Source organism: Acinetobacter sp. 231_lipA, assembly GCF_058243005.1.
Genome location: NZ_JBZAYU010000001.1, coordinates 1,813,518 through 1,838,881 on the forward strand (window position 1 = coordinate 1,813,518; position 25,364 = coordinate 1,838,881).

21 protein-coding genes are annotated in these 25,364 nt (G+C 42.3%); 15 read left to right on the top strand and 6 right to left on the bottom strand.

Features of this window, described 5'->3' with window-relative positions; genetic code table 11:
• Positions 1-73: 73 nt before the first annotated feature.
• The 7 genes from rplJ (at position 74) to AC4CUX_RS08965 (ending at position 11,735) form a co-directional block, all read left to right on the top strand.
• The gene (gene rplJ, locus AC4CUX_RS08935; RefSeq protein ID WP_004692769.1) at positions 74-580 is read left to right on the top strand and encodes a 50S ribosomal protein L10; all 507 of its coding nucleotides are present in this window, start codon (positions 74-76) and stop codon (positions 578-580) included.
• A gap of 48 nt (positions 581-628) precedes the next feature.
• Positions 629-994: a 50S ribosomal protein L7/L12 gene (gene rplL / locus AC4CUX_RS08940; protein ID WP_004692767.1), complete on the top strand. Its 366-nt coding sequence runs from the start codon at positions 629-631 to the stop codon at positions 992-994.
• A gap of 301 nt (positions 995-1,295) precedes the next feature.
• The gene (rpoB, locus tag AC4CUX_RS08945) at positions 1,296-5,384 is read left to right on the top strand and encodes a DNA-directed RNA polymerase subunit beta (RefSeq protein WP_490792342.1); all 4,089 of its coding nucleotides are present in this window, start codon (positions 1,296-1,298) and stop codon (positions 5,382-5,384) included.
• 141 nt (positions 5,385-5,525) lie between these two features.
• On the top strand, positions 5,526-9,725 hold the full coding sequence (gene rpoC, locus AC4CUX_RS08950; protein WP_078390313.1) for a DNA-directed RNA polymerase subunit beta': 4,200 nt from the start codon (positions 5,526-5,528) through the stop codon (positions 9,723-9,725).
• 81 nt (positions 9,726-9,806) lie between these two features.
• Positions 9,807-10,367 (top strand): hypothetical protein, encoded by a 561-nt coding sequence (locus tag AC4CUX_RS08955; RefSeq protein ID WP_005400976.1) that lies wholly within the window; start codon positions 9,807-9,809, stop codon positions 10,365-10,367.
• 322 nt (positions 10,368-10,689) lie between these two features.
• Positions 10,690-11,229 (top strand): hypothetical protein, encoded by a 540-nt coding sequence (locus AC4CUX_RS08960; RefSeq protein ID WP_178928091.1) that lies wholly within the window; start codon positions 10,690-10,692, stop codon positions 11,227-11,229.
• Between the two features lie 149 nt (positions 11,230-11,378).
• Positions 11,379-11,735 (top strand): DNA transfer protein p32, encoded by a 357-nt coding sequence (locus AC4CUX_RS08965; protein ID WP_058868762.1) that lies wholly within the window; start codon positions 11,379-11,381, stop codon positions 11,733-11,735.
• 49 nt (positions 11,736-11,784) lie between these two features.
• Here the strand turns inward: AC4CUX_RS08965 and AC4CUX_RS08970 are convergent, their stop codons facing one another.
• Complete coding sequence (locus AC4CUX_RS08970) at positions 11,785-12,270, bottom strand: DUF4442 domain-containing protein (protein ID WP_490792343.1); 486 nt, start codon at positions 12,268-12,270, stop codon at positions 11,785-11,787.
• A 116-nt stretch (positions 12,271-12,386) separates the two neighbouring features.
• On the opposite strand from AC4CUX_RS08970, the gene AC4CUX_RS08975 reads away from it, so the two are divergent.
• From AC4CUX_RS08975 to htpG, 5 genes are all read left to right on the top strand, one after another.
• Positions 12,387-13,271, top strand: a complete 885-nt coding sequence (locus AC4CUX_RS08975) for an alpha/beta fold hydrolase (RefSeq protein WP_490792344.1) — start codon at positions 12,387-12,389, stop codon at positions 13,269-13,271.
• 101 nt (positions 13,272-13,372) lie between these two features.
• Positions 13,373-14,743, top strand: a complete 1,371-nt coding sequence (locus tag AC4CUX_RS08980; protein WP_279689935.1) for a Na+/H+ antiporter family protein — start codon at positions 13,373-13,375, stop codon at positions 14,741-14,743.
• Between the two features lie 314 nt (positions 14,744-15,057).
• Positions 15,058-15,660, top strand: coding sequence for an OmpW/AlkL family protein (locus AC4CUX_RS08985; protein ID WP_039890321.1), 603 nt, complete (start codon positions 15,058-15,060; stop codon positions 15,658-15,660).
• A 160-nt stretch (positions 15,661-15,820) separates the two neighbouring features.
• Positions 15,821-16,165 (top strand): lysozyme inhibitor LprI family protein, encoded by a 345-nt coding sequence (locus AC4CUX_RS08990; protein ID WP_490792345.1) that lies wholly within the window; start codon positions 15,821-15,823, stop codon positions 16,163-16,165.
• Between the two features lie 99 nt (positions 16,166-16,264).
• Positions 16,265-18,184: a molecular chaperone HtpG gene (gene htpG / locus AC4CUX_RS08995; RefSeq protein ID WP_201953340.1), complete on the top strand. Its 1,920-nt coding sequence runs from the start codon at positions 16,265-16,267 to the stop codon at positions 18,182-18,184.
• Positions 18,185-18,365: 181 nt separating this feature from the next.
• Here the strand turns inward: htpG and AC4CUX_RS09000 are convergent, their stop codons facing one another.
• The 4 genes from AC4CUX_RS09000 to AC4CUX_RS09015 all read right to left on the bottom strand — a co-directional run bounded on the left by AC4CUX_RS09000 (position 18,366) and on the right by AC4CUX_RS09015 (position 22,235).
• Complete coding sequence (locus tag AC4CUX_RS09000) at positions 18,366-19,517, bottom strand: hypothetical protein (protein WP_201953343.1); 1,152 nt, start codon at positions 19,515-19,517, stop codon at positions 18,366-18,368.
• 77 nt (positions 19,518-19,594) lie between these two features.
• Positions 19,595-21,607 carry a hypothetical protein gene (locus AC4CUX_RS09005; RefSeq protein ID WP_490792346.1) on the bottom strand — a complete coding sequence of 671 codons (2,013 nt, stop codon included), beginning with the start codon at positions 21,605-21,607 and terminating at the stop codon, positions 19,595-19,597.
• Positions 21,608-21,617: 10 nt separating this feature from the next.
• Positions 21,618-21,797 (bottom strand): hypothetical protein, encoded by a 180-nt coding sequence (locus tag AC4CUX_RS09010; protein WP_017397192.1) that lies wholly within the window; start codon positions 21,795-21,797, stop codon positions 21,618-21,620.
• A 276-nt stretch (positions 21,798-22,073) separates the two neighbouring features.
• Positions 22,074-22,235: a hypothetical protein gene (locus AC4CUX_RS09015; RefSeq protein WP_004692748.1), complete on the bottom strand. Its 162-nt coding sequence runs from the start codon at positions 22,233-22,235 to the stop codon at positions 22,074-22,076.
• Positions 22,236-22,693: 458 nt separating this feature from the next.
• On the opposite strand from AC4CUX_RS09015, the gene AC4CUX_RS09020 reads away from it, so the two are divergent.
• Positions 22,694-22,894 (top strand): dodecin family protein, encoded by a 201-nt coding sequence (locus tag AC4CUX_RS09020; protein WP_004978694.1) that lies wholly within the window; start codon positions 22,694-22,696, stop codon positions 22,892-22,894.
• A gap of 104 nt (positions 22,895-22,998) precedes the next feature.
• Here the strand turns inward: AC4CUX_RS09020 and AC4CUX_RS09025 are convergent, their stop codons facing one another.
• Entirely contained in the window at positions 22,999-23,682 is a 684-nt protein-coding gene (locus tag AC4CUX_RS09025) for a DsbA family oxidoreductase (protein WP_201953349.1), read from the bottom strand.
• Positions 23,683-23,917: 235 nt separating this feature from the next.
• On the opposite strand from AC4CUX_RS09025, the gene AC4CUX_RS09030 reads away from it, so the two are divergent.
• Positions 23,918-24,433 (top strand): hypothetical protein, encoded by a 516-nt coding sequence (locus tag AC4CUX_RS09030; protein ID WP_005400963.1) that lies wholly within the window; start codon positions 23,918-23,920, stop codon positions 24,431-24,433.
• A 147-nt stretch (positions 24,434-24,580) separates the two neighbouring features.
• Positions 24,581-25,330, top strand: coding sequence for a hypothetical protein (locus tag AC4CUX_RS09035; RefSeq protein WP_039890313.1), 750 nt, complete (start codon positions 24,581-24,583; stop codon positions 25,328-25,330).
• Positions 25,331-25,364: the final 34 nt, after the last annotated feature.

The following is a 25,364-nucleotide window of genomic DNA, read 5'->3' on the forward strand; positions in this document are numbered from 1 at the left end:
AGTTCAGTGATGAACTTGCGAATTGGGAGTGTACTTCGCGTAAGTACATAAATCACCGTTAGGAGGTTTTACAATGGCTCTTCTTATCGAAGGCAAAAAACAGATCGTTGCTGAAGTAACTGAAGTTGCTTCTACTGCGTTTGCTGCTGTTGTTGCTGACTACCAAGGTTTAACTGTTGAGCAATTAACTGCTCTTCGTGTTGAAGCTCGTAAGCTAGGTGTTGCTACACGTGTTGTACGTAATACTTTGGCTAAACGCGCTCTTCAAGATACTCCATTCAATATCTTGAACGACAACCTTGTTGGCCCAACAATTTTAGCTTTCTCAACTTCTGCAGATGATATGGGTGCTGCGGCACGCTTATTTGAAGAATTTGCGAAAACTAACAAAGCATTTGAACTTAAAGCTGCTGCATTTGAAGGCAAACTTTATCAAGGCGAAGAAGTTAGCGTTATCGCGAATCTTCCAAACCAAGAGAAAGCGCTTACTATGCTTGCAAGCGTTCTTCAAGCTCCTATTTCGAAATTGGGTCGCTTACTTACAGCGCTTCAAGAGAAAAACGAGTCAGAAGCTGCATAAGCTCAAACTTAAACACACATCATTCAATACCCATTTGGAGTTACTCTCATGGCTTTAACAAACGAAGAAATCTTAAACGCAGTTGCTGAAAAAACTGTTCTTGAACTTGTTGAACTTATTTCTGCTTTCGAAGAAAAATTCAACGTATCTGCTGCTGCTGTAGCTGTAGCTGCAGGTCCTGCTGCTGCTGCTGCTGAAGAGCAATCAGAATTCAACGTTGAGTTGACTTCTTTCGGCGCGAACAAAGTAGCTGTGATTAAAGCAGTTCGTGAAATCACTGGTCTTGGCTTGAAAGAAGCTAAAGACATGGTTGAAGGCGCTCCTTCAGTTCTTAAAGAAGCAGTTTCTAAAGAAGAAGCTGAAGAACTTAAGAAAAAACTTGAAGAAACTGGTGCTACTATTACTATTAAGTAATGTTACCAGGGGGGGAATATTAATTTCACCCCAAAAATTGGCTGATGGCTCTTGGGTCATCAGCCTTTTTGCGTTACAATAATCGGCTCGATTTTTGTTTGCTTGGTGGAAAATCCATCAAATTAAAATAAAGATAAAAATCAAACGCTTACCAATATTTTTCAAATTTAAAAATATTGGTAAGCGTTTCAATACCACTGAAAATTGCAGCATTTGTAAAAAGTGGTGGCCATATCGGCCTGCGTAATTCCTTCTGAGCCCGTTCTGCAGGCGGGCTCGGTTTACTTTCCGAGGACTCCAGATGGCATACTCATATACCGAAAAGAAACGGATCCGTAAGAATTTTGGTAAATTGCCTAGTGTTATGGATGCTCCGTACTTGCTCGCGATTCAAGTCGACTCGTACAGAACATTTTTACAAGATGGCAAATCACCAAAAAACCGCGAAGATATCGGTCTGCAAGCCGCGTTTCGTTCAGTTTTTCCTATAGAAAGTTATTCTGGCAATGCTGCTTTAGAATTTGTTGAGTATAGTCTTGGTAAGCCTGAGTTTGATGTACGCGAATGTATTCTTCGTGGCTCAACTTATGCAGCACCAATGCGCGTAAAAATTCGTTTGATCTTAAAAGATCGCGAAACTAAATCAATTAAAGACGTGCGCGAGCAAGAAGTGTACATGGGTGAAATGCCACTCATGACCGATAACGGTACATTCGTTATTAATGGTACTGAGCGTGTAATCGTATCTCAATTACACCGTTCACCGGGCGTATTCTTTGACCACGATAAAGGCAAAACCCACTCTAGTGGTAAAGTGCTTTATTCTGCGCGTATTATTCCTTACCGTGGTTCATGGTTAGACTTCGAATTTGACGCAAAAGACCTTGTATTTGTGCGTATTGACCGTCGTCGTAAATTACTCGCGACTGTGGTTCTTCGTGCTTTGGGTTATAACAATGCGCAAATCTTAGACTTGTTCTATGAAAAAGTGCCTGTATACCTAGACATGGGTAGCTACCAGATTGATCTTGTTCCAGAACGCTTGCGTGGCGAAATGGCACAATTTGACATCGTAGATAATGATGGCAAAACCATTGTTGAGCAAGGCAAGCGTATCAACGCGCGTCATGTGCGTCAAATGGAGGCTGCTGGCCTAGAAAAGCTTTCTGTGCCTGATGAGTACTTATACGAGCGTATTACTGCAGAAGACATTCCACTTAAAGATGGTGATGTGATTGCAGCTAATACCTTGTTAAGTCATGAAATTATGGTGAAATTGGCTGAAGGTGGTGTTAAACAGTTTAACATTCTATTCACCAATGACATCGATCGTGGTTCATTCGTTGCAGATACTTTACGTGCCGACACCACGACAGGTCGTGAAGAAGCATTGGTAGAAATCTACAAAGTAATGCGTCCAGGCGAGCCACCAACGAAAGAAGCGGCTGAAAACTTATTCAATAACTTATTCTTCTCTTCAGAACGTTATGACCTCTCTCCAGTGGGTCGTATGAAGTTCAACCGTCGTTTGGGTCGTCCTTACGAAGTGGGTACGGATCAGAAGTCTCGTGAAGTTGAAGGTATTTTGTCGAACGAAGATATCACTGATGTACTCAAAACATTGGTTGAAATCCGTAACGGTAAAGGTGAAGTCGATGATATCGACCACTTGGGTAACCGTCGCGTACGTTCAGTAGGCGAAATGACTGAAAACCAATTCCGTGTTGGTCTAGTTCGTGTAGAACGTGCTGTTAAAGAACGTTTAAGCCAAGCTGAAACAGATAACTTGTCTCCGCAAGATTTGATCAATGCGAAACCAGTGGCTGCTGCAATCAAAGAATTCTTTGGTTCAAGCCAGTTATCTCAGTTCATGGACCAAAACAATCCATTGTCTGAGATTACGCACAAACGTCGTGTATCGGCGCTTGGTCCTGGTGGTTTGACACGTGAGCGTGCGGGCTTTGAGGTACGTGACGTACACCAAACTCACTATGGTCGTGTATGTCCAATTGAAACGCCTGAAGGTCCAAACATTGGTTTGATCAACTCGCTTTCTGTTTATGCGAAATGTAACAATTTCGGTTTCTTAGAAACACCATACCGTAAAGTAGTTGATGGTCGTGTAACCGATGAAGTTGAGTATTTATCTGCAATTGAAGAAGTAGGGACTGTGATTGCACAGGCCGATTCTGGCGTAGATAAAGACGGTAACTTAACAGAAGAATTTGTTTCTGTGCGTCACCAAGGTGATTTCGTACGTATGCCGCCTGAAAAAGTGACGCATATGGACGTTTCTGCACAGCAGGTTGTTTCTGTTGCTGCATCACTGATTCCATTCCTTGAACACGATGACGCCAACCGTGCATTGATGGGTTCAAACATGCAGCGTCAAGCTGTGCCTACATTGATTGCTGACAAACCGCTTGTAGGTACAGGCATGGAAGCAAATGTAGCGCATGACTCTGGTGTGTGTGTGATTGCGGGTCGTGGCGGTCGTATCGAGTTCGTCGATGCTTCACGTGTCGTGATTCGTGTCAACGAAGACGAAATGGTTGCAGGTGAGGCAGGTGTAGATATCTATAACCTGATCAAATATACACGTTCGAACCAAAACACTTGTATTAACCAAAAAGTTCTTGTGAAACTTGGTGATAAAGTGGGTCGTGGCGATGTATTGGCTGACGGTCCATCAACAGATGGTGGTGAGCTTGCGCTAGGTCAAAACATGCGCGTTGCGTTCATGACGTGGAATGGTTACAACTATGAAGACTCGATCTTACTTTCAGAGCGCGTACTTCAAGAAGACCGTTTAACCTCGATTCACATTCAAGAATTATCATGTGTTGCACGTGATACGAAATTAGGTGCTGAAGAGATCACAGCGGATATCCCGAATGTGGGTGAAGCTGCACTGTCTAAGCTTGATGAATCAGGTATCGTATATATCGGTGCTGAAGTGACTGCTGGCGATATCCTTGTAGGTAAAGTAACGCCTAAAGGTGAAACGCAGTTAACACCAGAAGAAAAATTGCTTCGTGCAATCTTCGGTGAAAAAGCAGCTGACGTAAAAGACTCATCTTTACGTGTTCCATCAGGTACCAAAGGTACAGTGATTGACGTTCAAGTGTTTACACGTGATGGTCTTGAAAAAGACGAACGTGCTCAAGCAATTGAAAAAGCTCAGCTTGATTCATACCGTAAAGACTTGAAAGAAGAATACAAAATCTTCGAAGAAGCAGCACGTGAACGTATTGTTCGTTTGTTGACAGGTCAAGAGTCTAACGGTGGTGGTACAACCAAGCGTGGCGATAAGCTTTCTGTAGACGTATTGTCTGGTTTAGAGTTGGTTGATTTACTTGAAATCCAACCGACTGATGAAGCTATTGCAGAGCGTTTAACTCAAATTCAAGTGTTCTTGAAAGAGAAGAGCTTTGAAATTGATGAGAAGTTTGCAGAGAAAAAACGCAAACTTTCTACAGGTGATGAATTAACAACAGGTGTATTGAAAGTTGTTAAGGTTTACTTGGCTGTTAAACGTCGCATCCAACCGGGTGATAAGATGGCGGGTCGTCACGGTAACAAGGGTGTTGTTTCTAACATCTTGCCTGTTGAAGACATGCCGCACGATGCCAATGGTGTTCCAGTCGACATCGTATTGAACCCACTGGGTGTACCGTCACGTATGAACGTGGGTCAGATTCTAGAGACTCACTTAGGTATGGCAGCGAAAGGTCTTGGCGAAGAAATCGACAAGATGTTAAAAGCGCAACGTACTGTACTTGAGCTTCGTGGATTCTTAGACAAGATTTATAACAAAGTTGGTGGCGAGCAAGAAGATCTTGATAGCTTAACTGATGATGAAATTTTGGTGCTTTCGGGTAACTTACGTGCGGGTGTTCCACTTGCAACACCGGTATTCGATGGTGCTGAAGAATCTCAAATTAAAGACTTGTTAGAGCTTGCGAACATTTCACGTACTGGTCAAACAGTATTGTATGATGGTCGTACAGGTGAACAGTTTGACCGTCCTGTAACTGTAGGTTACATGTACATGTTGAAACTGAACCACTTGGTAGACGACAAGATGCACGCGCGTTCTACTGGTTCTTACTCATTAGTAACTCAACAGCCGCTTGGTGGTAAAGCACAATTCGGTGGTCAGCGTTTCGGTGAGATGGAGGTCTGGGCACTTGAAGCATATGGCGCAGCTTACACGCTTCAAGAAATGCTTACTGTTAAGTCGGATGACGTTGAAGGTCGTACCCGTATCTATAAGAACATTGTAGATGGTAACCATTATATGGACCCAGGTATGCCAGAATCGTTCAACGTATTGACCAAAGAGATCCGTTCTTTAGGTATCAACATTGAACTGAAAAATGGTGACTAAGTTTCTCCATTGAATCTCCCCAACCTCTCTTGTTCAAAGAGAGGCTTCCTCGAAAGGGAAACGGGGAGATTTCTCAGTTAAAAAACAATATTTGTGACCCAGTTGTGTAGTGAAAGTCTCCACAACACACGGAGAAAAAAATTGAAAGACTTGCTCGATATCATGCGCAAAAAGACGGATTCAGACGGTCATGCTCCAGTTGAGTTTGATCGCATCCGTATTGGTCTTGCGTCACCAGAAATGATTAAGTCATGGTCTCATGGTGAAGTTAAAAAGCCTGAAACCATTAACTATCGTACGTTCAAACCAGAACGTGATGGTTTATTCTGTGCCAAAATTTTTGGTCCAGTCAAAGATTACGAATGCTTGTGTGGTAAATACAAGCGTATGAAATACAAAGGCGTCATTTGTGAAAAATGTGGCGTTGAAGTAACAACTGCGAAAGTTCGTCGTGAGCGTATGGGTCACATCGAGCTGGCTTCTCCAGTTGCACATATTTGGTTCTTAAAATCACTTCCGAGCCGTATCGGTCTATTATTAGACATGACTTTACGTGATATCGAACGTGTATTGTATTTCGAATCTTACGTAGTAACTGACCCAGGTATGACTCCATTTGAGAAATACCAACTTTTAAACGATGAAGAATACTTCAACGCTTTAGAAGAACACGGTGATGAATTCACTGCGAAAATGGGTGCAGAAGCTGTTCAAGACTTGTTAAAAGACATCGATCTTGAAAACGAAATTTCACGTTTACGTGAAGAAATTCCAAACACAACGTCTGAGACTAAGCTTAAAAAAGCGTCTAAGCGTTTGAAGTTGATGGAAGCGTTTAAAGAGTCAAACAACAAGCCAGAATGGATGGTGATGAATGTACTTCCAGTACTCCCACCAGATCTTCGTCCGTTAGTACCACTTGAAGGTGGTCGTTTCGCGACTTCTGATTTGAACGACCTTTACCGTCGTGTGATCAACCGTAACAACCGTTTGAAGCGTCTTCTTGACCTTGCAGCGCCAGACATTATCGTACGTAATGAAAAACGTATGTTACAAGAGTCTGTAGATGCATTGTTAGACAACGGTCGTCGTGGTCGTGCAATCACGGGTTCGAACAAGCGTCCTCTTAAATCTTTGGCTGACATGATCAAAGGTAAACAAGGTCGTTTCCGTCAAAACTTACTTGGTAAGCGTGTTGACTATTCAGGTCGTTCGGTAATTACTGTAGGTCCTACTTTACGTTTGCACCAATGTGGTCTTCCGAAGAAAATGGCACTTGAATTATTCAAGCCATTCATTTTCGCGAAACTACAAGCATCTGGCCAAGCAACAACCATTAAAGCTGCGAAGAAAATGGTTGAGCGCGAAACGCCAGAAGTTTGGGACGTTCTTGCTCACGTGATTCGTCAACACCCAGTGATGTTGAACCGTGCGCCTACACTTCACCGTTTGGGTCTGCAAGCATTTGAACCGATCCTGATTGAAGGTAAAGCAATCCGTCTTCACCCACTCGTTTGTGCTGCGTTTAACGCCGACTTCGATGGTGACCAAATGGCGGTACACGTACCATTAACACTTGAAGCGCAGTTAGAAGCGCGTGCGTTAATGATGTCGACCAACAACATCTTGTCTCCAGCGAACGGTGAGCCAATCATCGTACCGTCTCAGGACGTTGTCTTAGGCTTGTATTACATCACTCGTGATGCGATCAATGCCAAAGGTGAAGGCATGGTGTTTGCAGATACTCACGAAGTTAACCGCGCATTGGCAACAGGTCAGGTAAATTTACACGCTCGCGTAAAAGCACGTGTACACCAGACTGTGATTGATGAAAATGGTAACCGTGAACAGCAAACAATTGTTGTGGATACAACACCTGGTCGCTGCTTACTTTGGGAAGTTGTGCCAGAAGGTATGGATTTCCAACAAATCAACGTTGAGATGACCAAGAAAAACATCTCTAAATTGATTAACTCTTGCTACCGTAAATTAGGTCTTAAAGATACAGTGATCTTTGCTGACCAATTGATGTACTTAGGTTTCCGTCAAGCGACACGTTCAGGCGTATCGGTAGGTATGGAAGACATGGTGATTCCACCTGCGAAGTACTCAATTATTGAAAAAGCAGAAGTTGAAGTTCGTGAAATTGAGCAACAGTTCGAACAAGGTTTCGTAACTGCGGGCGAACGTTATAACAAAGTTGTCGATATTTGGGCACGTACAAACGACCAAGTCGCGAAAGCGATGATGGACAACTTGTCTTTTACCACTGTGAAAAACAAACAGGGTGAAGATGAGAAGCAAAAATCATTCAACTCGATCTATATGATGTCTGACTCAGGTGCCCGTGGTTCGGCAGCTCAGATTCGTCAGTTAGCGGGTATGCGTGGTTTGATGGCGAAACCAGATGGTTCGATCATTGAAACTCCAATTAAAGCGAACTTCCGTGAAGGTTTGACAGTACTTCAGTACTTCATTTCAACACACGGTGCACGTAAAGGTTTGGCCGATACAGCACTGAAAACAGCGAACTCTGGTTACTTGACACGTCGTCTTGTAGACGTAGCGCAAGACTTGGTTATTACTGAGCCTGACTGTGGTACTTTGGGCGGTCTTGTAATGACTCCGTTCATTCAAGGCGGTGACGTGATCGAGAACTTAGGTACTCGAGTACTGGGCCGTGTTGTTGCTGAAGATGTGAAGAAAGCAGGTTCTGATGACATTATCCTGCCACGTAACACTTTGATTGATGAGAAACTTGCAAACTTCCTAGAAGAGCAAGGTGTCGATGAAGTTAAAGTACGTTCAGTGGTTGCGTGTGAATCTACATTCGGCGTATGTGCGAAATGTTATGGTCGTGACCTTGCACGTGGTCATCAGGTGAACCCTGGTGAGTCTGTGGGTGTTATGGCTGCACAATCGATTGGTGAGCCGGGTACACAGTTAACAATGCGTACCTTCCACGTAGGTGGTGCTGCAAGCCGAACGTCTGCTGCAAACAGCGTACAAGTACGTAACAAAGGTACTGTACGTTTCCACAATGTGAAAACAGTACAACATGCCAAAGGACACTTGGTATCGACTTCTCGTTCAGGCGAAATCGGTATTGCGGATGATTTAGGTCGTGAGCGTGAGCGTTATAAACTGCCATACGGTGCGTCTATCTTGTTGAAAGATGGCGAAGCTGTAGAAGCTGGCGGTATTGTGGCGACTTGGGATCCGCACACCCACCCACTTGTAACAGAAGTTGCAGGTAAAGTACGTTTCAGCCAAATCGCTGATGGCGTAACTGTTACCTCTAAAACTGATGATGCAACGGGTATGACGACGATTGAAATCTTACCTGTGACTGCACGTCCTGCGTCTGGTAAAGATTTACGTCCTGCGGTTGTTCTTGATACGACTGATGGTGGTGAGCAGTTCTACTTCCTACCACAAAACACGATTCTTTCTGTCCGTGATGGCGAAACAATTGGTGTGGGTGACGTTATTGGTCGTGTACCACAAGAAACTTCACGTACGCGTGACATTACCGGTGGTCTACCGCGTGTAGCTGACTTGTTCGAAGCACGTAAACCGAAAGAGCATGCGATTCTTGCTGAAATTTCAGGTGTTGTAAGCTTTGGTAAAGAGACTAAAGGTAAGAACCGTTTAGTGATTACTCCAGATGATGGTTCTGAGATTTACGAAGAATTGATTCCAAAATGGCGTACCATGAACGTGTTCGAAGGCGAACATGTGAACCGTGGTGAAACTGTTTCTGACGGTCCACAGAACCCACATGACATCTTACGCTTGAAAGGCGAAGTTGCGCTGACCAACTACATCGTGAACGAAGTTCAAGACGTATACCGTCTGCAAGGTGTAAAAATCAACGACAAGCACATTGAAGTGATCGTACGTCAAATGTTGCGTAAAGTTGATATCACTGATGGCGGTGATACAAGCTTCATCAAAGGCGAACAAGTGGATTACATCCGCGTGATGCAAGAGAACCAAGCTGTTCTTGCGCAAAACAAGTTCCCTGCGAAGTTTGAACGTCAATTGATGGGTATTACCAAAGCGTCGCTTTCTACTGACTCGTTCATCTCTGCTGCATCGTTCCAGGAAACCACTCGTGTGTTAACTGAAGCGGCTGTAACAGGTAAAGAAGATGATTTACGTGGCTTGAAAGAGAACGTGGTTGTAGGTCGTTTGATTCCTGCAGGTACTGGTCTTGCGTATCACTTAGAGCGTCGTCGTCAAGAAGCTGAAGCTGCAGAGCACGAGCTTGTAAATGATTTCTCTGATGTGGATCAAGCATTAAGCCAAGCATTTAGCGATGAGTTTAACGGTCTGTAATTAGCCCTTTAAATGAATAAAAAGCCACCTTCGGGTGGCTTTTTTATATACTGATGATAATTAAGTCTATACATATTAGAAATGGCGTTTCAAATTAGACAGATCTCAATTGTTTTACTGACAGTTATGTTCCTTCCAGCTTTGCTTATGATGTTTTTGGCTCCACAGCCTGAAATGCACTGGCAACATGCGGTATGGCACTTCATCACACAAGAACTAAATATTAAGACGGGCATTTCTGGGCCATTTCCCTTTTATACCGTAGCGCTTACTGCCTATTTTTCTGTATTTAGTACAATCTGGGCAGTGGTTTTATTCTGGATGATTTGGCAAGAAGAGCGTGAAAATATTCCCCGCATTGCGCAATTTAAGTTTTGGGATGGCTTAATTATAGGAATATTGTTCATTGGGCTGATTTATTTTAGCTTTTCGATGATGCAATGGCATTTTTCTAAACACGATATGACTGTGGGATTAGGTCGGAATGGTTACCTGTTTCAGAATTTATATCAATATAAACTGGGCATTATTTTCGGTGAGTTATTTTTTAGTTTTTTATTGATATTTAGTCAGTTAGCAATCTTCATATCAGGTTATGGGGCATATGATTTTATGAGAGAAAAATTAAGATATGGCCAGTAAAATCACTGCGCGGATTAAAATCTAAGCTTTTGGAGTTAATGATAAAGAAAGTTTATATAAATCCAATGTAGAAAAATGAAATGCGTTTAAATCGGCTATGAATCATTGATTAGAGCACTTTATAACAGGTAAAGATGCAGTTAAAGTCAAAATTTCACAAAAACCATTTCGTTGATTCAGCCACCTTCGGGGGGCTTTTTTTGTCCTTTTGTTACAGAAGTGGATTTAAGCTTTTATAAATTTCACATTTTTCCTATATTAAAAATATAAGTACACAAATCTCCTTACTTCATTAACGATTAAAAAATAGAGGTGGTTCCACATGAAATTGACATCAAAACTATTGGGCTTAAGCATCTTCGCATTTGTGAGCCAAACGATGGCAGCGCCGATGCCGAATACCATCACCGTGGAGGATAAGGCGGTTGTACCGATTGTCAAAACACAGATTATTCGCAGTGTCGCGGGTCAAGACCCTGTGCGGACGACCGAAGCGACTATTTTTGAAGTGAAAAATGGCGGTAAAGATATTGTGGCGCGTGAAGTGGTTCTCGAAGAAAATGCCAGCCAATTTTCAGATAAAAAAATGTCTGCACCGATTGTGCAAAAAGGTAGCGTGATTGTTCCGACATCCAAAGTTGAAGTGAAATCGACCTTGAGTCAAGGTGGTGTTGTCCTTGCAGAAGGTAAGCAAGTTGACGCACAAGGGATTGAGTTTAAGAAAGGGCAGGAACCTGTACGTAAGGAGCTGAAACTGGATCAAGTGAAAGACCCGAACAGTCAAGAAAGTGTGACGCGTGCGGTGCTCCAAGAAAATGGCACCACCACCAAAGATGTGGTTGTGGTGAAAGAGCCTGAATAAGCTTGAATTGAATGCGGTATGAGGCCCTCTCAGGAGGGCTTCTTGCTTACAAATTTTCAGCAATAGCAGCTGTAACCGTAACATTTCACGGGTTTTAAGTTCATACTGATCTTTTATGCTGTAAGAAATAGCCAATAAGGACAAATCTCATGAAAAAATATATGAGCATTATTGCAGTGGCATCTCTTTCGACGATGCTGTTGGCAGGTTGTGAAAATATGAGCGCTTCTGAGCAACGTATTGGGACAGCGGCTTTAGGCGGTGCAGTAGGTGGTGCTGCGGGGAATAGCCTCGGTGGCGGTGTAGGTGCAGCCGTTGGTGGTGGTGCTGGTGCGGCTGTGGGCAGTAAAGCCCAAGGTGGATCAAACCGTAATGCAACCTACAGTGGTGTTGGCGGTGCGATTGGTTCAGCAGTGGGTAAAAGCGTGTTTGGTGGTAATACCGGCGCTGCCATTGGTGGTGCCATCGGCGGTGGCGCAGGCGCAGCAATTGAAGAACGTAAATAATGTCTTAAGTTCAAATTTCCAAAAAAAGCACTTCATGGAAGTGCTTTTTTTATAGCTGTGCCGGTTTAGGTTTTTTACGACGGATATATAAAGTCTTTTCCACTTCTGCAATTCGAATGCCAGCTTCATCATAAATATTTAAGGTATAAATACGATGTACGGGGGCATAGTTGTCGGCCAGTTGTTTCACGGTCGCGATTTCTTGGGCATCAAGATGAAAGTCTGCATAGACTGTACTGCGACCTGGGCTGAGAAATTGGATAGAGGCGGCTTTGTCCCAAACAATATATTTATTGCCTAAGTGGTGCATCAGCAGGGTCATATAAAAAGGGTCGACCATTGCATATAAACTCCCGCCAAAATGTACGCCGATAATATTTCGATTTTGTCGAGTGAGGGGCATTTTGACACGAATATGGTAGTGTTTAAGGTCAAACTTTTCAATTTGAATCCCTGCACCTTTAAAGGGGGCAAAATGATTGAGAAAGTATTTCGCGACAATCGGCTGTGTCACAAGTTTTTTTAAAATGCTCATTTCGGTCAATGGTATCTGATGAACTTCTATCCATACTAGAGAAGATCAAATCAATTGGCATTGATCGTTTTGCCAGCAAAGTATAAAAAACAGTCAATAACAATAAGGAGCTGAATATGGAGCAGCAAAGTTACTGGGTACAAACCACAGACCAACAAAGACTTTATGTGAAAACATGGGGCAATGCGAACAATCCTGCACTGGTCTTGGTGCATGGCTATCCAGATAATCAAGAGGTCTGGGAGCCTGTGATTGGGCATCTGGTGCAAGATTATTATATTGTGACCTATGACGTTCGCGGTGCAGGGATGTCGAGTGTGCCGCGTCGTACATGGGCCTATGCCTTGCCTCAGCTATCGCTAGATTTGGAAAGTGTGGTGAATAGTGTGATCCCACAGCGTAGCTTTCATCTGGTTGCGCATGACTGGGGGTCGATTCAGTCATGGGAGTCCGCGACTGAGCCAAAATTTAGAGAGCGTATGCTGTCATTTACCACCATTTCAGGCCCATGTTTAGACCATGCCGCATTTTGGATGCGAGAACAGTTCAGACAACACAAGCCTCAATTTTTTAAGCAGTTAACGAAGTCTTGGTATATTGCGGCCTTTCAGGTGCCTTTTTTAGCACCAACCGTATGGCAGTTTTTTAGTCCTGAGCATTGGGGCAAAGTTTTATCGCGTTTAGAAGGACGCTCAGACTTACCGCTGAATCATCACATTGCTGCCGATGGTAAGCACGGGGTTGCGCTCTACCGCGCGAACTTTATCCCACGCCTGACGAAACCTCGGGAACGCTTTGCAATTTGTCCCGTACTAGCGATTGTGTTGGAGCAAGATCAGTTTGTGAGTCCAGCGTTAATCGATGAAATGCCGAAGTGGGTCGAGGATTTTCAACGGATGAATGTAAATGCCAACCACTGGGCAATCTTGAGCCAGCCTGAGGTAATTGCTAAAGAAATCAAAAGGTTTGTTCAAAACTGGCGTTGTGTTGAAGCCAGCTGAAATGATCTGTGAAAGAGAAAGGCGCTAGCGACCTGTAAGGGCAGAATTTTTTGGTTATTTTCTGATAAAATGCGCCTTTCTTCCAAGTCACTCTTTTCACTATGTTCGCAATTCTTGCCGCTATTGGGGTCATGTTTGGACTTTCATTAGCTCGTGTACCTGTAGTATTTGCATTAATTATTGGTGCTGTCACAGGTGGTTTATTGGCTGGTTTAGGGTTACATGGTACCCTCGAAGCATTTAACAATGGGCTTGGGGGCGGCGCAAAAATTGCGTTGGCTTACGGGGTCTTAGGTGCATTTGCTTTGGCTTTGGCACGCTCAGGTTTACCTGACTTGTTGGCTTATAAGCTTATTAAAACATTGAAAGGTTCGAGCAATGAAAAAGCGCAAAATCGGGTTAAATATCTGATTTTTATAACCGTCGCGTTAGCAGCCATTTGTTCACAAAACGTCATTCCTGTGCATATTGCGTTTATTCCAGTCCTGATTCCTCCTTTATTAAGTGTGTTTAACCATCTCCAGTTAGATCGTCGACTAATTGCTTGCGTTCTAACCTTTGGCTTGGTTGCCACTTATATGCTGGTGCCATTTGGATTTGGTACGATTTTCCTGAATGACATCTTAGGTCAAAATATTAATACTTTTGGGCAACCCTACGGTTTTAAAATCAATTATGCCGATATCCCTTCAGCAATGGCTATTCCTGTTTCGGGTATGTTTGTCGGTTTATTGGTTGCTGTATTCTTTAGTTACCGTAAGAAACGTGTATACGAAGAAGTGCATGTGGAACCAGTGCAGCAAAGTATTTCTTCTGAACTTGATATCACGGGTGAGAAGTCTAAGCCCGAAATTTCAAAGTTTACGTTATCTATGGCTCTCATTGCGGTAGTTGCTACGCTTTGGGTGCAAATTGCATCAGACTCCATGATTTTAGCTGGTTTGGTTGGTGTTGCTATTTTGAGCTGTGCAGGCATTTTTAAATGGAAAGAAGCAGATGATGTGATTATTAGCGGTATGCGAATGATGGCATTAGTTGGTTTCATTATGATTGCAGCACAAGGTTTTGCATCTGTTATTTCTGCGACCAATCAAGTGCCAGCATTGGTAGAAGCATCAGTGCGATGGATTGGTTCTAGCCAAGGACTCGCTGCATTTTGGATGCTATTGATTGGCTTACTGATTACTTTAGGAATTGGTTCTTCGTTCTCTACCATTCCAATTTTAGCAATTATTTATGTGCCTTTGTGTATCCAGTTTGGTTTCAGTCCAGCGGCAACCATTGCGATTATTGGTACGGCTGCGGCACTCGGTGATGCGGGTTCTCCAGCTTCTGACTCCACTTTGGGACCGACTTCGGGTTTGAATATGGATGGTCAGCATGATCACATGAAAGACAGTGTGATCCCGACCTTTATTCACTTTAATATTCCACTCATGATTTTCGGTTGGATTGCGGCCATGGTGTTGTAATTTACCCTCCAATTATTATAAAAAGGCGATTTAAAATCGCCTTTTTTATTATTTATTCAGATTAAAATAATCGGGTTTATAATGTTAATTCGGATTAAGAAGGTTGGAATTAAAATATATTTATTTTGATTTTTCGTTATTAATTTAAACCAACTAAAATGGTATATTTAATATTTAAATTAATTTAAAACAGTTACTTAAAAATAGCATTTAAAATACATTATTATTATAATTGCATATTAATTACACTCTTGTTTATGATGAGTTAATGTTAATTTTTATATTAATTATTTTACAAACAGAGGTTGTTTGAAATGTTGAAGCAAATTGCTCTAATTACATTAATGGGTCTTTCTGCATCTGCTGCAATGGCAGGTCAATGGCAAGTCAAAGTCGGTGGATCTGCAGTTGCACCAACGCAGGACACGAAAATTGCGAATGGTACATTAACGGTTGAAGCAGATAGCGAACTTGCGTTTACGCCATCGGTTGAATATTTCTTTAATGACAATATTTCTGCAGAGTTACTGCTAGCAACGCCAATTAGCCACGATATACTCATTAATGGTGCAGAAGCAGTAAAAATTAAACATTTACCGCCAACATTAACTGCAAAATATAACTTTAAAAATTCAACAGGTTTCACGCCTTATATTGGTGTCGGTGCAACAGCATTTATTGCTTGGGATGAAGAAACTTCAGGTGTACTTGCAGGAACTAAAGCTAAAGTCAAAGACGACTACGGCTACGCTGCACAACTTGGTTTTAATTACCAACCTGCTGATGCGAAAAACTGGGGTGTGTTTGTCGATGTTCGTTATGCGGACTTAAACCCAAAAGTTGAAACTGTGGTTGAAAACTTTAAATTAGATATCGATCCAGTGATTTATACCCTCGGTTATAGCTACAAATTTTAATAATCAAAAGTAGCTTTTTAAGAACCTCATCAATGATGGGGTTTTTTTATGCAAAGACTAAAGTTGAATAGTGGTCAATGCTGAAATAAATCACGATGATTCAGTATTTAAAGAAAATCATCTATAGAATGGATAGAAACAGAATAAGAGAGTTATAAAAATGAAATCTATGCTCGGGATCGGTTTAGTCTGTAGTTTGGCGTGGAGCATGCATGCTCAAGCGGCCAGTTTTAATTGTGATAAAGCGAAAACGACGACGGAGCACACGATCTGTGAGCACCTGAAAATCAATGACGCCGATGTGAAAATGACCACCACTTATAGCATTTTAAAACGCCTTGTTCCGATGGGGACGCGTGGCATGATTCAAGATGAGCAAGTGAAATGGTTGAGTCTCCGTGACCGCTGTGGTGCTTCACAAAGTTGTCTCATGGATGTGTATAAAATGCGCCAGCAGCAGTTAGAACTACATCTAGATCGTATTTACCGTCAGGGCCCATTTTAAAAAAAAGCAAAAAAACTTGCGATTGCTATTGAAAAACGTAGCGCTCACTCCAATTCATTAAGCATTCTCTATAAGACTTAATACATTAAGGAGCGATTGATGAGCGAGCAAAACGCACATAAACATAGTTTCCAAGCTGAAGTGGCTCAGCTATTACATTTAGTGACGCACTCACTGTATTCGAATCCTGACATTTTCCTACGTGAATTGATCTCAAATGCGTCCGATGCCTGCGATAAATTGCGTTTTGAAGGCATTAATCATCCTGAATATTATGAAAATGACCCAGACCTACATGTGCGCGTCAGCTTTGATGAAGCCAATCAAACACTGACCATTTCAGATAATGGGATTGGTTTAACTGAACAAGAAGCGATTGACCACTTAGGTACGATTGCTAAGTCTGGAACCAAGGACTTTATGTCTAAGCTTACAGGTGACCAAAAATCAGATGCACAACTGATTGGTCAGTTTGGTGTCGGTTTCTACTCAGGCTTTATTGTGGCTGACAAAATTACCGTAGAATCACGCCGTGCAGGTGTGGATGCTGATCAGGCGGTACGTTGGGTCAGTGCGGGCACGGGTGAGTTCGAAGTCGAGCAGATCCACAAAGACAGCCGCGGGACCGATATTATTTTACATTTGCGTGAAGATGCGTTGGACTATTTACAGTCGCATAAAGTGAAGCAAATTATCAATAAATACTCAGATCACATTAGCCTGCCGATTGAGATGCAAAAAGAGGTTTGGCAGCAAGAAGAAGCGGTCGAAGGTGAAGAGCCAAAACCGGGTCAGTATGTAAAAACAGATGAATGGGAAGCGATCAACTCAGCCAGCGCTCTGTGGACACGTAATAAAAATGAAGTGACTGAAGAGCAGTACGTCGAGTTTTATAAGAATCTCAGCCATGACTTTGAAGCACCACTGGCATGGGCGCATAACCGCGTCGAAGGCAGTACCGAATATACACAGCTGTTGTATGTACCGAGCAAAGCTGCGGCGAATATCTTTACCCGTGAAGCCAAAGCGGGGATTAAGCTCTATGTAAAACGTGTCTTCATTATGGATGATGCGGATAATTTGATTCCAAACTATTTACGCTTTGTCCAAGGGGTGGTCGATAGTGCTGATTTACCACTGAATGTCAGTCGTGAGTTGTTACAAGAAAGCCGTGATGTGAAAACTATTCGTGAAGGGAATGCACGCCGTGTATTGACCATGTTGGATGGTTTAGCCAAATCGGAAGATGAAAAAGATCAAGAGAAGTTCAAAACCTTCTACCGTGAATTTGGTTCAGTGTTGAAAGAAGGTTTGGGCGAAGACTTGGGTAACCGTGAGCGTATTTTAAAACTTTTACGCTTCTCAACTTCAAACAATGATGCGGTGAGCACTTCTTTGCAGGACTATAAAGCGCGTATGCCTGAGGGGCAAAAAGCGATTTACTATGTGACTGCAGACAGTCTCAATGCTGCGAAGAACTCGCCACAACTTGAGCTGTTTAAGAAAAAAGGCATTGAAGTCTTACTCATGGCAGACCGTGTCGATGAATGGGCAATGGAATTTGTGCATGAGTTTGATGGCACACCAATGCAGAACGTGGCGAAAGGTGCAGTCGACTTAGGTGATTTACAAGATGCCGAAGAGAAGAAAGCACTTGAGGCAGCCGCAGAGCAGTTTAAACCTGTGGTTGAAAAATTGTCTGATTCATTGAAAGCCAAGACCAAAGAAGTACGTGTGACCACACGTTTGGTCGATTCACCTGCATGCTTGGTGACAGGTGAGGGAGAACTTTCTCCACAACTGATTCGTATGCTGCAACAAGCGGGTCAGGCCGTACCTGAAAGCAAGCCAATTTTGGAAATTAACCCAGAGCATCCATTGGTAAGAAAATTAGAAAATTCGGCACAGTTTGATGACTTGGCCAATGTAATTTTTGACCAAGCGGTGATTGCTGAAGGTGGCTTACCTGATGATCCTGCCGAATATATCAAACGGATTAACAGCTTATTGCTTCAATAAGCTATTAAATGTTTAAAAAAAGCCTATCGCTAAGATAGGCTTTTTTTATGTCAATGAGTTGGATCAAGCACCTTAATATCTGTTGAACGCATCGATTAAATCGGTGGAAAAGAACTTAATATGGATATCCGTGGATAAGTGAGAACTTATCCACAGTTCAGCTTAAAGATTCACCATGGCCTTAAAATAAAGCTTCAAAACGCACCAAGGCACTGACGTAGTGGCTGCGGTCTTCACGGTGATCGTTAAAATAATTTAAATCGCCTTGGATATAAAACCATTCCCTTAAGAACGGTTGACGCCATGAGACAAAAGGCCCCCAACGGTTCAAACGCAGGTCGTCGTTGTTGTAGAAACCGCCAGTGTAAATGCCGTAGTTAAAACGATTGCCATGAAAGAATTGGTGTTGTCTAAAGCTATAGTTATCCCAGAGCAGATCATCATCTTGATCGTCTGCATAGGTCAGACTGAACTGATTGGATAAAAAGGCTTGATTGGGGCGTGCATGGGTCAGCTCTAGATTGGTACGTAAATAATTTTCACTGTCGATACCATAACGATAAATCTGTTCAGCATACGCACGAAAATCATTGTCGAGTTTCCATTCTTTCGATAACTCGATCCGCGCATAAATATCATCCCCTGAACGTACCCCTAGGTCGAAATCGGTTTCAAAAGGCAGACGATCTGACAGTTGCGACCATCTTAAAGCCAGTGAGCTATTGGCATCACGGGTTTGGCGGCGGTCAAATGTTTTATCGTTATTCGCACTGGGTGGATTTTCATTGGTAATCGCGACATTGTTTTGTAGTTCGTTATCTAAAGAATCATCCCCAAACACGACACTGAGTTTATGTTCTAAGGTTGGAAGTTTGACTCGACCCCGAATACGCGGTTTTACATCATATTCATCATGTTTATTCCAACGGTTATCGACCAAGACCCGTAAGGTGGCTGTGGCCGGTTTTTTAGGATCAGTTTCACCAAACCAATTGTCCATTTTGGCGGCTGTTCGGTCTGCCCAGTTTCGAACTTCTTTTTGCTGGCGGTCGACCCATGTGCGTTCTTCAGTGAGATCAGTCGTGGGCACAATCAGCTCGTCCGATTCTTCAGGTAGAACGGTTGGAAGTGAGTCAATCCACAGTGGAATTTGATATAAAAGTCCACTACCTTTGGGGGGCGATGCGATTTTGTCAATTTCAGCCACGTCGTGAGGTGGCACAAAATGTTGTGTGCTGTTGGTATTGCTTTCCGCCCAAGCCACGTTGACGTATGTACCTAAACTTAGGCAGAAAAATAAAGAGATGGATCCCACATGTTGAGTTCTTAGCATGCTTTCGTACTTTATTGTTCTTCGATGTTTTAGTGTTGTAAATTTCACATAAGAACACAAGTAGAAAATACAAAACTCTACAACTCGCTGCCCAGTTGTTTTTGAATAGAATCAAATAATTGAAACACAGTGATAGGTTCAGGCAAAGTAGAAATCGTATTTTGAATCAGTTGCCAACTGATGCCGTGCTGTCGGTCTAAGACCAAGCACGGATACGCGATCTCGGTACGTGAGAGTTCAACCCGCTTCTGACCATGAATTACTCGAATTTTTTGTCGTTCTTTTAACACTAAAATGGGCGTATTTGCGTCCGCGGAGCTTTCTTCAAACTGGATGAATTTACGGCTATTGAGTAGATCGGCCAGAATAAATGGATGATAGTCTTCAATATGCCATACCAGTTTGGCCTGTTGGGTATACAGCTGAAAAATCGAAAATGCATCATGCATATGACTTTGTAGCTGGTCCCATACAATTTCGCGGATGGCTGCGACTTGATGCTGACAACTCTGGGCAAATTGTTGGCTCAGGCGAATGGCTTCCGTGGGACTGTCAGCACCGAATAGAGCCAAATACTTAATAAACTCTCCGTGCTGCTGGGTCTGTTCTGCCAAATAGATGGGATAGTACAACCAGTGATCGAGTTGGTCGCTGTGGATCAGAAAATCGATATTTTGACCGATCTTGGTGTGCCCTGAAATGTCGAGGCCATAGAGCTTAGGATCTAAATTTGGTTGATGCAGCGTGCACAATTTCGCTTGATATTGCCCCAGATTAATCTGTGTGGGCAGTATGGGTTGCGCAGCAGTAGCTGATGCTTCTGAATTTTCTGTATGGCTATCCTGCAAAACAGGGCATGGTGCTGTCACCTCGCTTTCAAGTGGATCTTGCTGTTGAAATTCAGATGAAATGTCTGTATCTGGTTGTTCAGCCAAGATCGATCGCCTTTGGATAAAATCCTGAATGGCAAGCGTTGAAATAGACGCACTTGGCTTGAGGTCAAATCGAATGGGTGCAGCAGTCTCAATGATAAATTCTTCCTGAGGCTGAGATAGCTGATCACTTAAAAGAGGCGGATTGCTGAGAATCAAATGATTTTCTGGTAATACTTCAGACTGAAGCTCTAAAGCTGTTTGTACGATATCGGACTGATTTTCAGGTTCCTTATCTTGTTTGATACTTAGTTTAATAGGATTGATTGGGACGACATCTTCTACAGTGTTTTGTTTAAAAGACCTGAGTTCGGTTCCTTCAATTTGAGTTGCATTTGGGGTGCTGTCGAATGGAGGTTGTATTTCCGTATTGAAGTGAAGCTCTGCTTCAGACTCAGATAAAACCAGACCAGAATCTGGGCTGACTTCGGAGAGCAACGACTCAGAATCTTGGGGCAGCTCAGCCGATGTATCATCTGTAGCAATGCTTAAAAGCTCAATACCCGTGAAAACAAAAGCGTCAGTAACCACATTGTCCTGTACCTGCCCTAGGCTAGTTTTTTCCTCGAATGTGGTTGTAACGGGCAGGATAAACTGGTCTCGTGCAACTTCTGCAACTTCTGCAACTTCTGCAACTTCTGCAACTTCTGCAACTTCTGCAACTTCTGCAACTTCTTCGGATATTTCTGGTGTCGTAAGAAAATGTGTGTTGTTGAGTTGTTGAGCGCTTTGTACATGGCTCAAAAACCATTGGTAGGCGTGTTCAAACTTTATGTGCCATGGGCTGCTATACAGTGTAGCCGGAGTGCTTTGAAAAGCAATTTGCCAACCCAAACCTGATTTATATAAAACCCCCCATGCGAAAGCTGCCTGCTGTTTTAAGGTATCGGTTAAAGCAGATTCATAATGAAACAGTCCAATATAGACATGCTGGTAGGGACTTTGTTGTATCCAGCGTTCAGCCGCAGCTTGAGGCTGAGTCAGCGCTTTATAGGCTTCGAGTTGTTTTTGAAAAATGGATTCATCACAGAGTGCAAAAATTTCACGGATGCGTTTTTTCGAGCGCGCAATTTCAAAAAAAGACAGAGGTTGATGTTCCAAACCATCAATCAATTGATGTAGTTCTTTGATCAGCAGTGCTTTTTCGATTGCTTTCATGCGCTGAACTCTAAAGTTGTTTTTGTGCTTGTTCCAAGTAGCTTGCCAAAACCATATTGATGGCCAGTTCAAGTAATTTATATTCGGCTGAAGTCGGCTGCGTATACTGCTGTGCGAAAGCAATCAATTGATCAAGGTCAATGGCTTGGGGCGTAATACGACCTTGGATAAGGGCTTGTAAATTTTGCATAGGCATGTGCTATTGAGTGCATTTAATTTATTGGTTTTGGAGTTCAGTCTTCTTGTTTGATCATAATTATAAAAGAATAAATAGGCAAAAATTATTCTGCTCTTGATACGAGAAAAGGGTGGTGAAAAATGTAGATAATTTCGATCTCAGCACAGATTGAATTAAATATTTTTGCCCTAGAGGGTTCATAGCGGAAATTTTTTGTCAGTTCTTTGCAATTTTGGGCAAAAAAAATAGGCAATCAACATTGCCTATTTTTGACCAAGTCAGCGCAAATTACGCTTCTTGATGTGGTGCAGCCGCAGGAGCATCAGCCGTTGCCGTTTGAGTGTCTGCTGGTTTTTTTACAGGAAAATCTGGAACAAAAACAACTTGTGCAGAAACAGTTGCAGAAAGAGCCATTACAGCGACAGCCAAAGCATATTTAACAGCGTTCATGATATTTCCTCTAAAAAGGAGGTCTCACTAAGGAGACTGGGAGTTTTAAAAAGATAAATTTCGCATGAATAATATCAAAAAATGATCGATTTAAGCGCTGGTTTAGACCAGTAAAAGATGAATGGTGAGTTCATTTGTTGTTAAAAAACAATAAATTAGAATAAATGCTCTAGTCTGGTATAGAGTTTTTACTCCAGGGCTAAGCTATTTGAATTTAAAGTGAAAATTTAGATTTTCAAGTTTGAAAGGACGCTTGAAAGTAGCTCTTTTTTGTCTAAAATGAGACCTGAAAAAGGCTTGGAGTTACATGATTAATTGTTTAAATATTCACCATTTTGAAGTCTTTTGATTGTGCATACTGTGTAAGTTTTTGCTGTGGAATGTTTAAGTCATCTATTTTTGATTAAAAATTAACCTAAGATGAACAGGCAAAAACAACAATAGCTGAGGACAAACAGATGGCCATTGCAAAAGTGGTAGAAGTCAATTCAAGCAGTGCGAAAAGTTTTGAAGATGCGATTCAGACAGGGATCGCAAAAGTCACTGAGACGGTGAAGAATGTTCAAGGTGCTTGGATCAATGAACAAAAAGTGGTGATTAAGGACAACCAAATTGTAGAATATCGGGTCAATCTTAAAATTAGTTTCTTGGTCGATTAAACATAAATCTATTTTTTTTAACCTATAAAAAAATCCCCGCAGGCCGGGGATTTTCTCATCTATAGATAGGGCTCAGTTAAGGTCTGAAACCAGTATCCTTATGATTATTTGGGTGTTTCACAAGACTCATCGGAACACTGTGCCGCATTATTTTCTTCTGCTGGCATTTGTGCTTTTTCAAGGACTTGTAAAAAGACTTCACGCGGCTGTGCACCCGCTAAAGCCACACGTTGATCGAAAACAAAGAAAGGTACACCCGTTACTTTCAGTTGTTCACGCGCCACTTCTTGGTCAAACTTCACGAAATCTGCGTATTCGTCAGAATCCAGCACATCATCTACTTCAACTGGGTTTAAGCCAATACGAGAGGCCACGTCTTCAATGGTTTCACGTTCACCAATCGGTAAACCTTGCGTCATATAACTAAAGAAAAAGGCTTCTTCAGCTTCATTGCCTAAACCATGGCTTTGAGCAAGGTGGATAATACGGTGTGCATTGAAACTGTTGCCTGAGTTGGCATTTTCCCAGTTAAATTCAATGCCTTCTTCCGCAGCCATTTTGGCAATATTACGCTGCATCTCTTCCACTTCAGCCACTGTGCGACCATATTTTAGTGCGAGACGTTCTGAGTTCGAAATTTCTTGGCGTACTGGTGCATCTGGATCTAGTTCAAAACTGTGCCAATGCACTTCCAATTCTACACCAGCCTGTTCAGCTGCCGCTTCTAAACGTTTTTTGCCAATATAACAAAAAGGACAAACAACATCTGACCAAATATCTACACGCATGGGATTTCTCAAAATAGTAAAAAGAGCAACTAAGGAAATGATGGGGATGAGTTATAAAATTTAAAGCAGGGCCATTAAAAAAAGCTGTTTCGCTATGGATTCAATCAGTTGAACCCTCTGGGCTTGACCGTTTATCTGACAACTACGCAGCATAAAGATCGAAAAATATACAATAGGGTGAAGGCGCTCAGTTTGAGCATGCCTTTTTATATCTCTTAGCGTTTGGGATTGTTTTATGAAATTTTTAAATTCTCTTCCAGTTTTTTGTTGTGTTCTTCTTTTTATGCCGACTTTGCTGCAAGCCAATGGTGAGATCGTGAGTCTACCGACTTTTAAAACCATGGCGGAATCAGAACTACGTGCTGAAACGGGTGTGATTCCTTATCAACAGGATGAAAATATTCGTAAAGCCTTGCAGCACCGTATCGTTCAGTTACAGGATGATGCACAGTCTTTTGTGGTCGATCCGACCATCACTCAAAACATCGATATTTTGCCACCTGCGGTCACAGCAGATCTAAATTCTGTGCCACCTTTGTTACGTGAGCATGTCTTAAACATCGCCGCTGGTTTGCAGTCGTCTAATCCAACTGAAGGCTTGTATATCATGTTGCAGCCGTTTGGCATTGACCGTAATGCGACCAATGTACAAATTGCCCGTGAACAAATTTCGATTGGGCAGATTGATCGGAATTTTATGCAAGGGATTCAACAGAATAGTCAGCAACCGAGAATAGCTCCAACGAAGTAACACGTCCTTATTCGTTTATCGCCCGTACATTCCTCATCCACTTGGGGAAGGTGCGGGCTTAGCGTCCTCAAATATCGATAACATGTTGAAATATTGATCATGTGCCTTTATTTGCTATGATGAAAAGAAATGAAGAGGAAGCTGAACATGCGACGTATCGTGTTGATTTTAGTTCTTGCGACCAGTGCCGTTTTTGGTTGGATGTTTTATCAGTATTCTCAACAACAAAAAGAGCAGCAGCAGCTACAACGCTATGAAACGGTGCTGTATGAAAAGACCGAACAAATTTACAAACAAGCTCAAGATTGGACCACACCAATTCAAGTCGATGTAAAAGATCCACGTCTGACAGGTGACTATCAAATTATGGCGGAGTTTGTGCTCAGTCATATGCTGCAAAATGCCGAAGCGCGTAATCAATATCTACGAGATTTAAAAGCCTTAAATTGGGATCAGTTTCTAAATATTGACCGATTAAGCAAAGACAAAAAGAACAATTATGCTGAAACGGAGCAAATGCTGAAAGACGTACATGCCGTTGTTGAGAGCTATGCACAGCAGGTTGAACAACGTCAAAAAGAGGCGATTGCTCAGGCCAAAGATTTAGCAATATCTGCGCGGTTCCGCCATCAACTGACCGACAGCATACGAGCCAGTGAAAAAAGCCATGAAGCCACCCGCCTGTTTAGTCTTGAACAGCAGAATTTAGCCAAAGCGGATCAAATTTTCTTGGTGCTGAAAAATAACCAATGGGAAAAGAAAAACAACACCTTTATGTTTTATGAAGATGCCCCACTACAGCAGTTTAATGCGCTGTATAAAGAGATTTTGACACTGAATAGCCAGATGCAACAGGTCGAAAAACAGACCCAAAAAGAGGTAGAACAGAAGTTATAACACAGTGCAAAGATGACAGTTGTGTAACCGTACT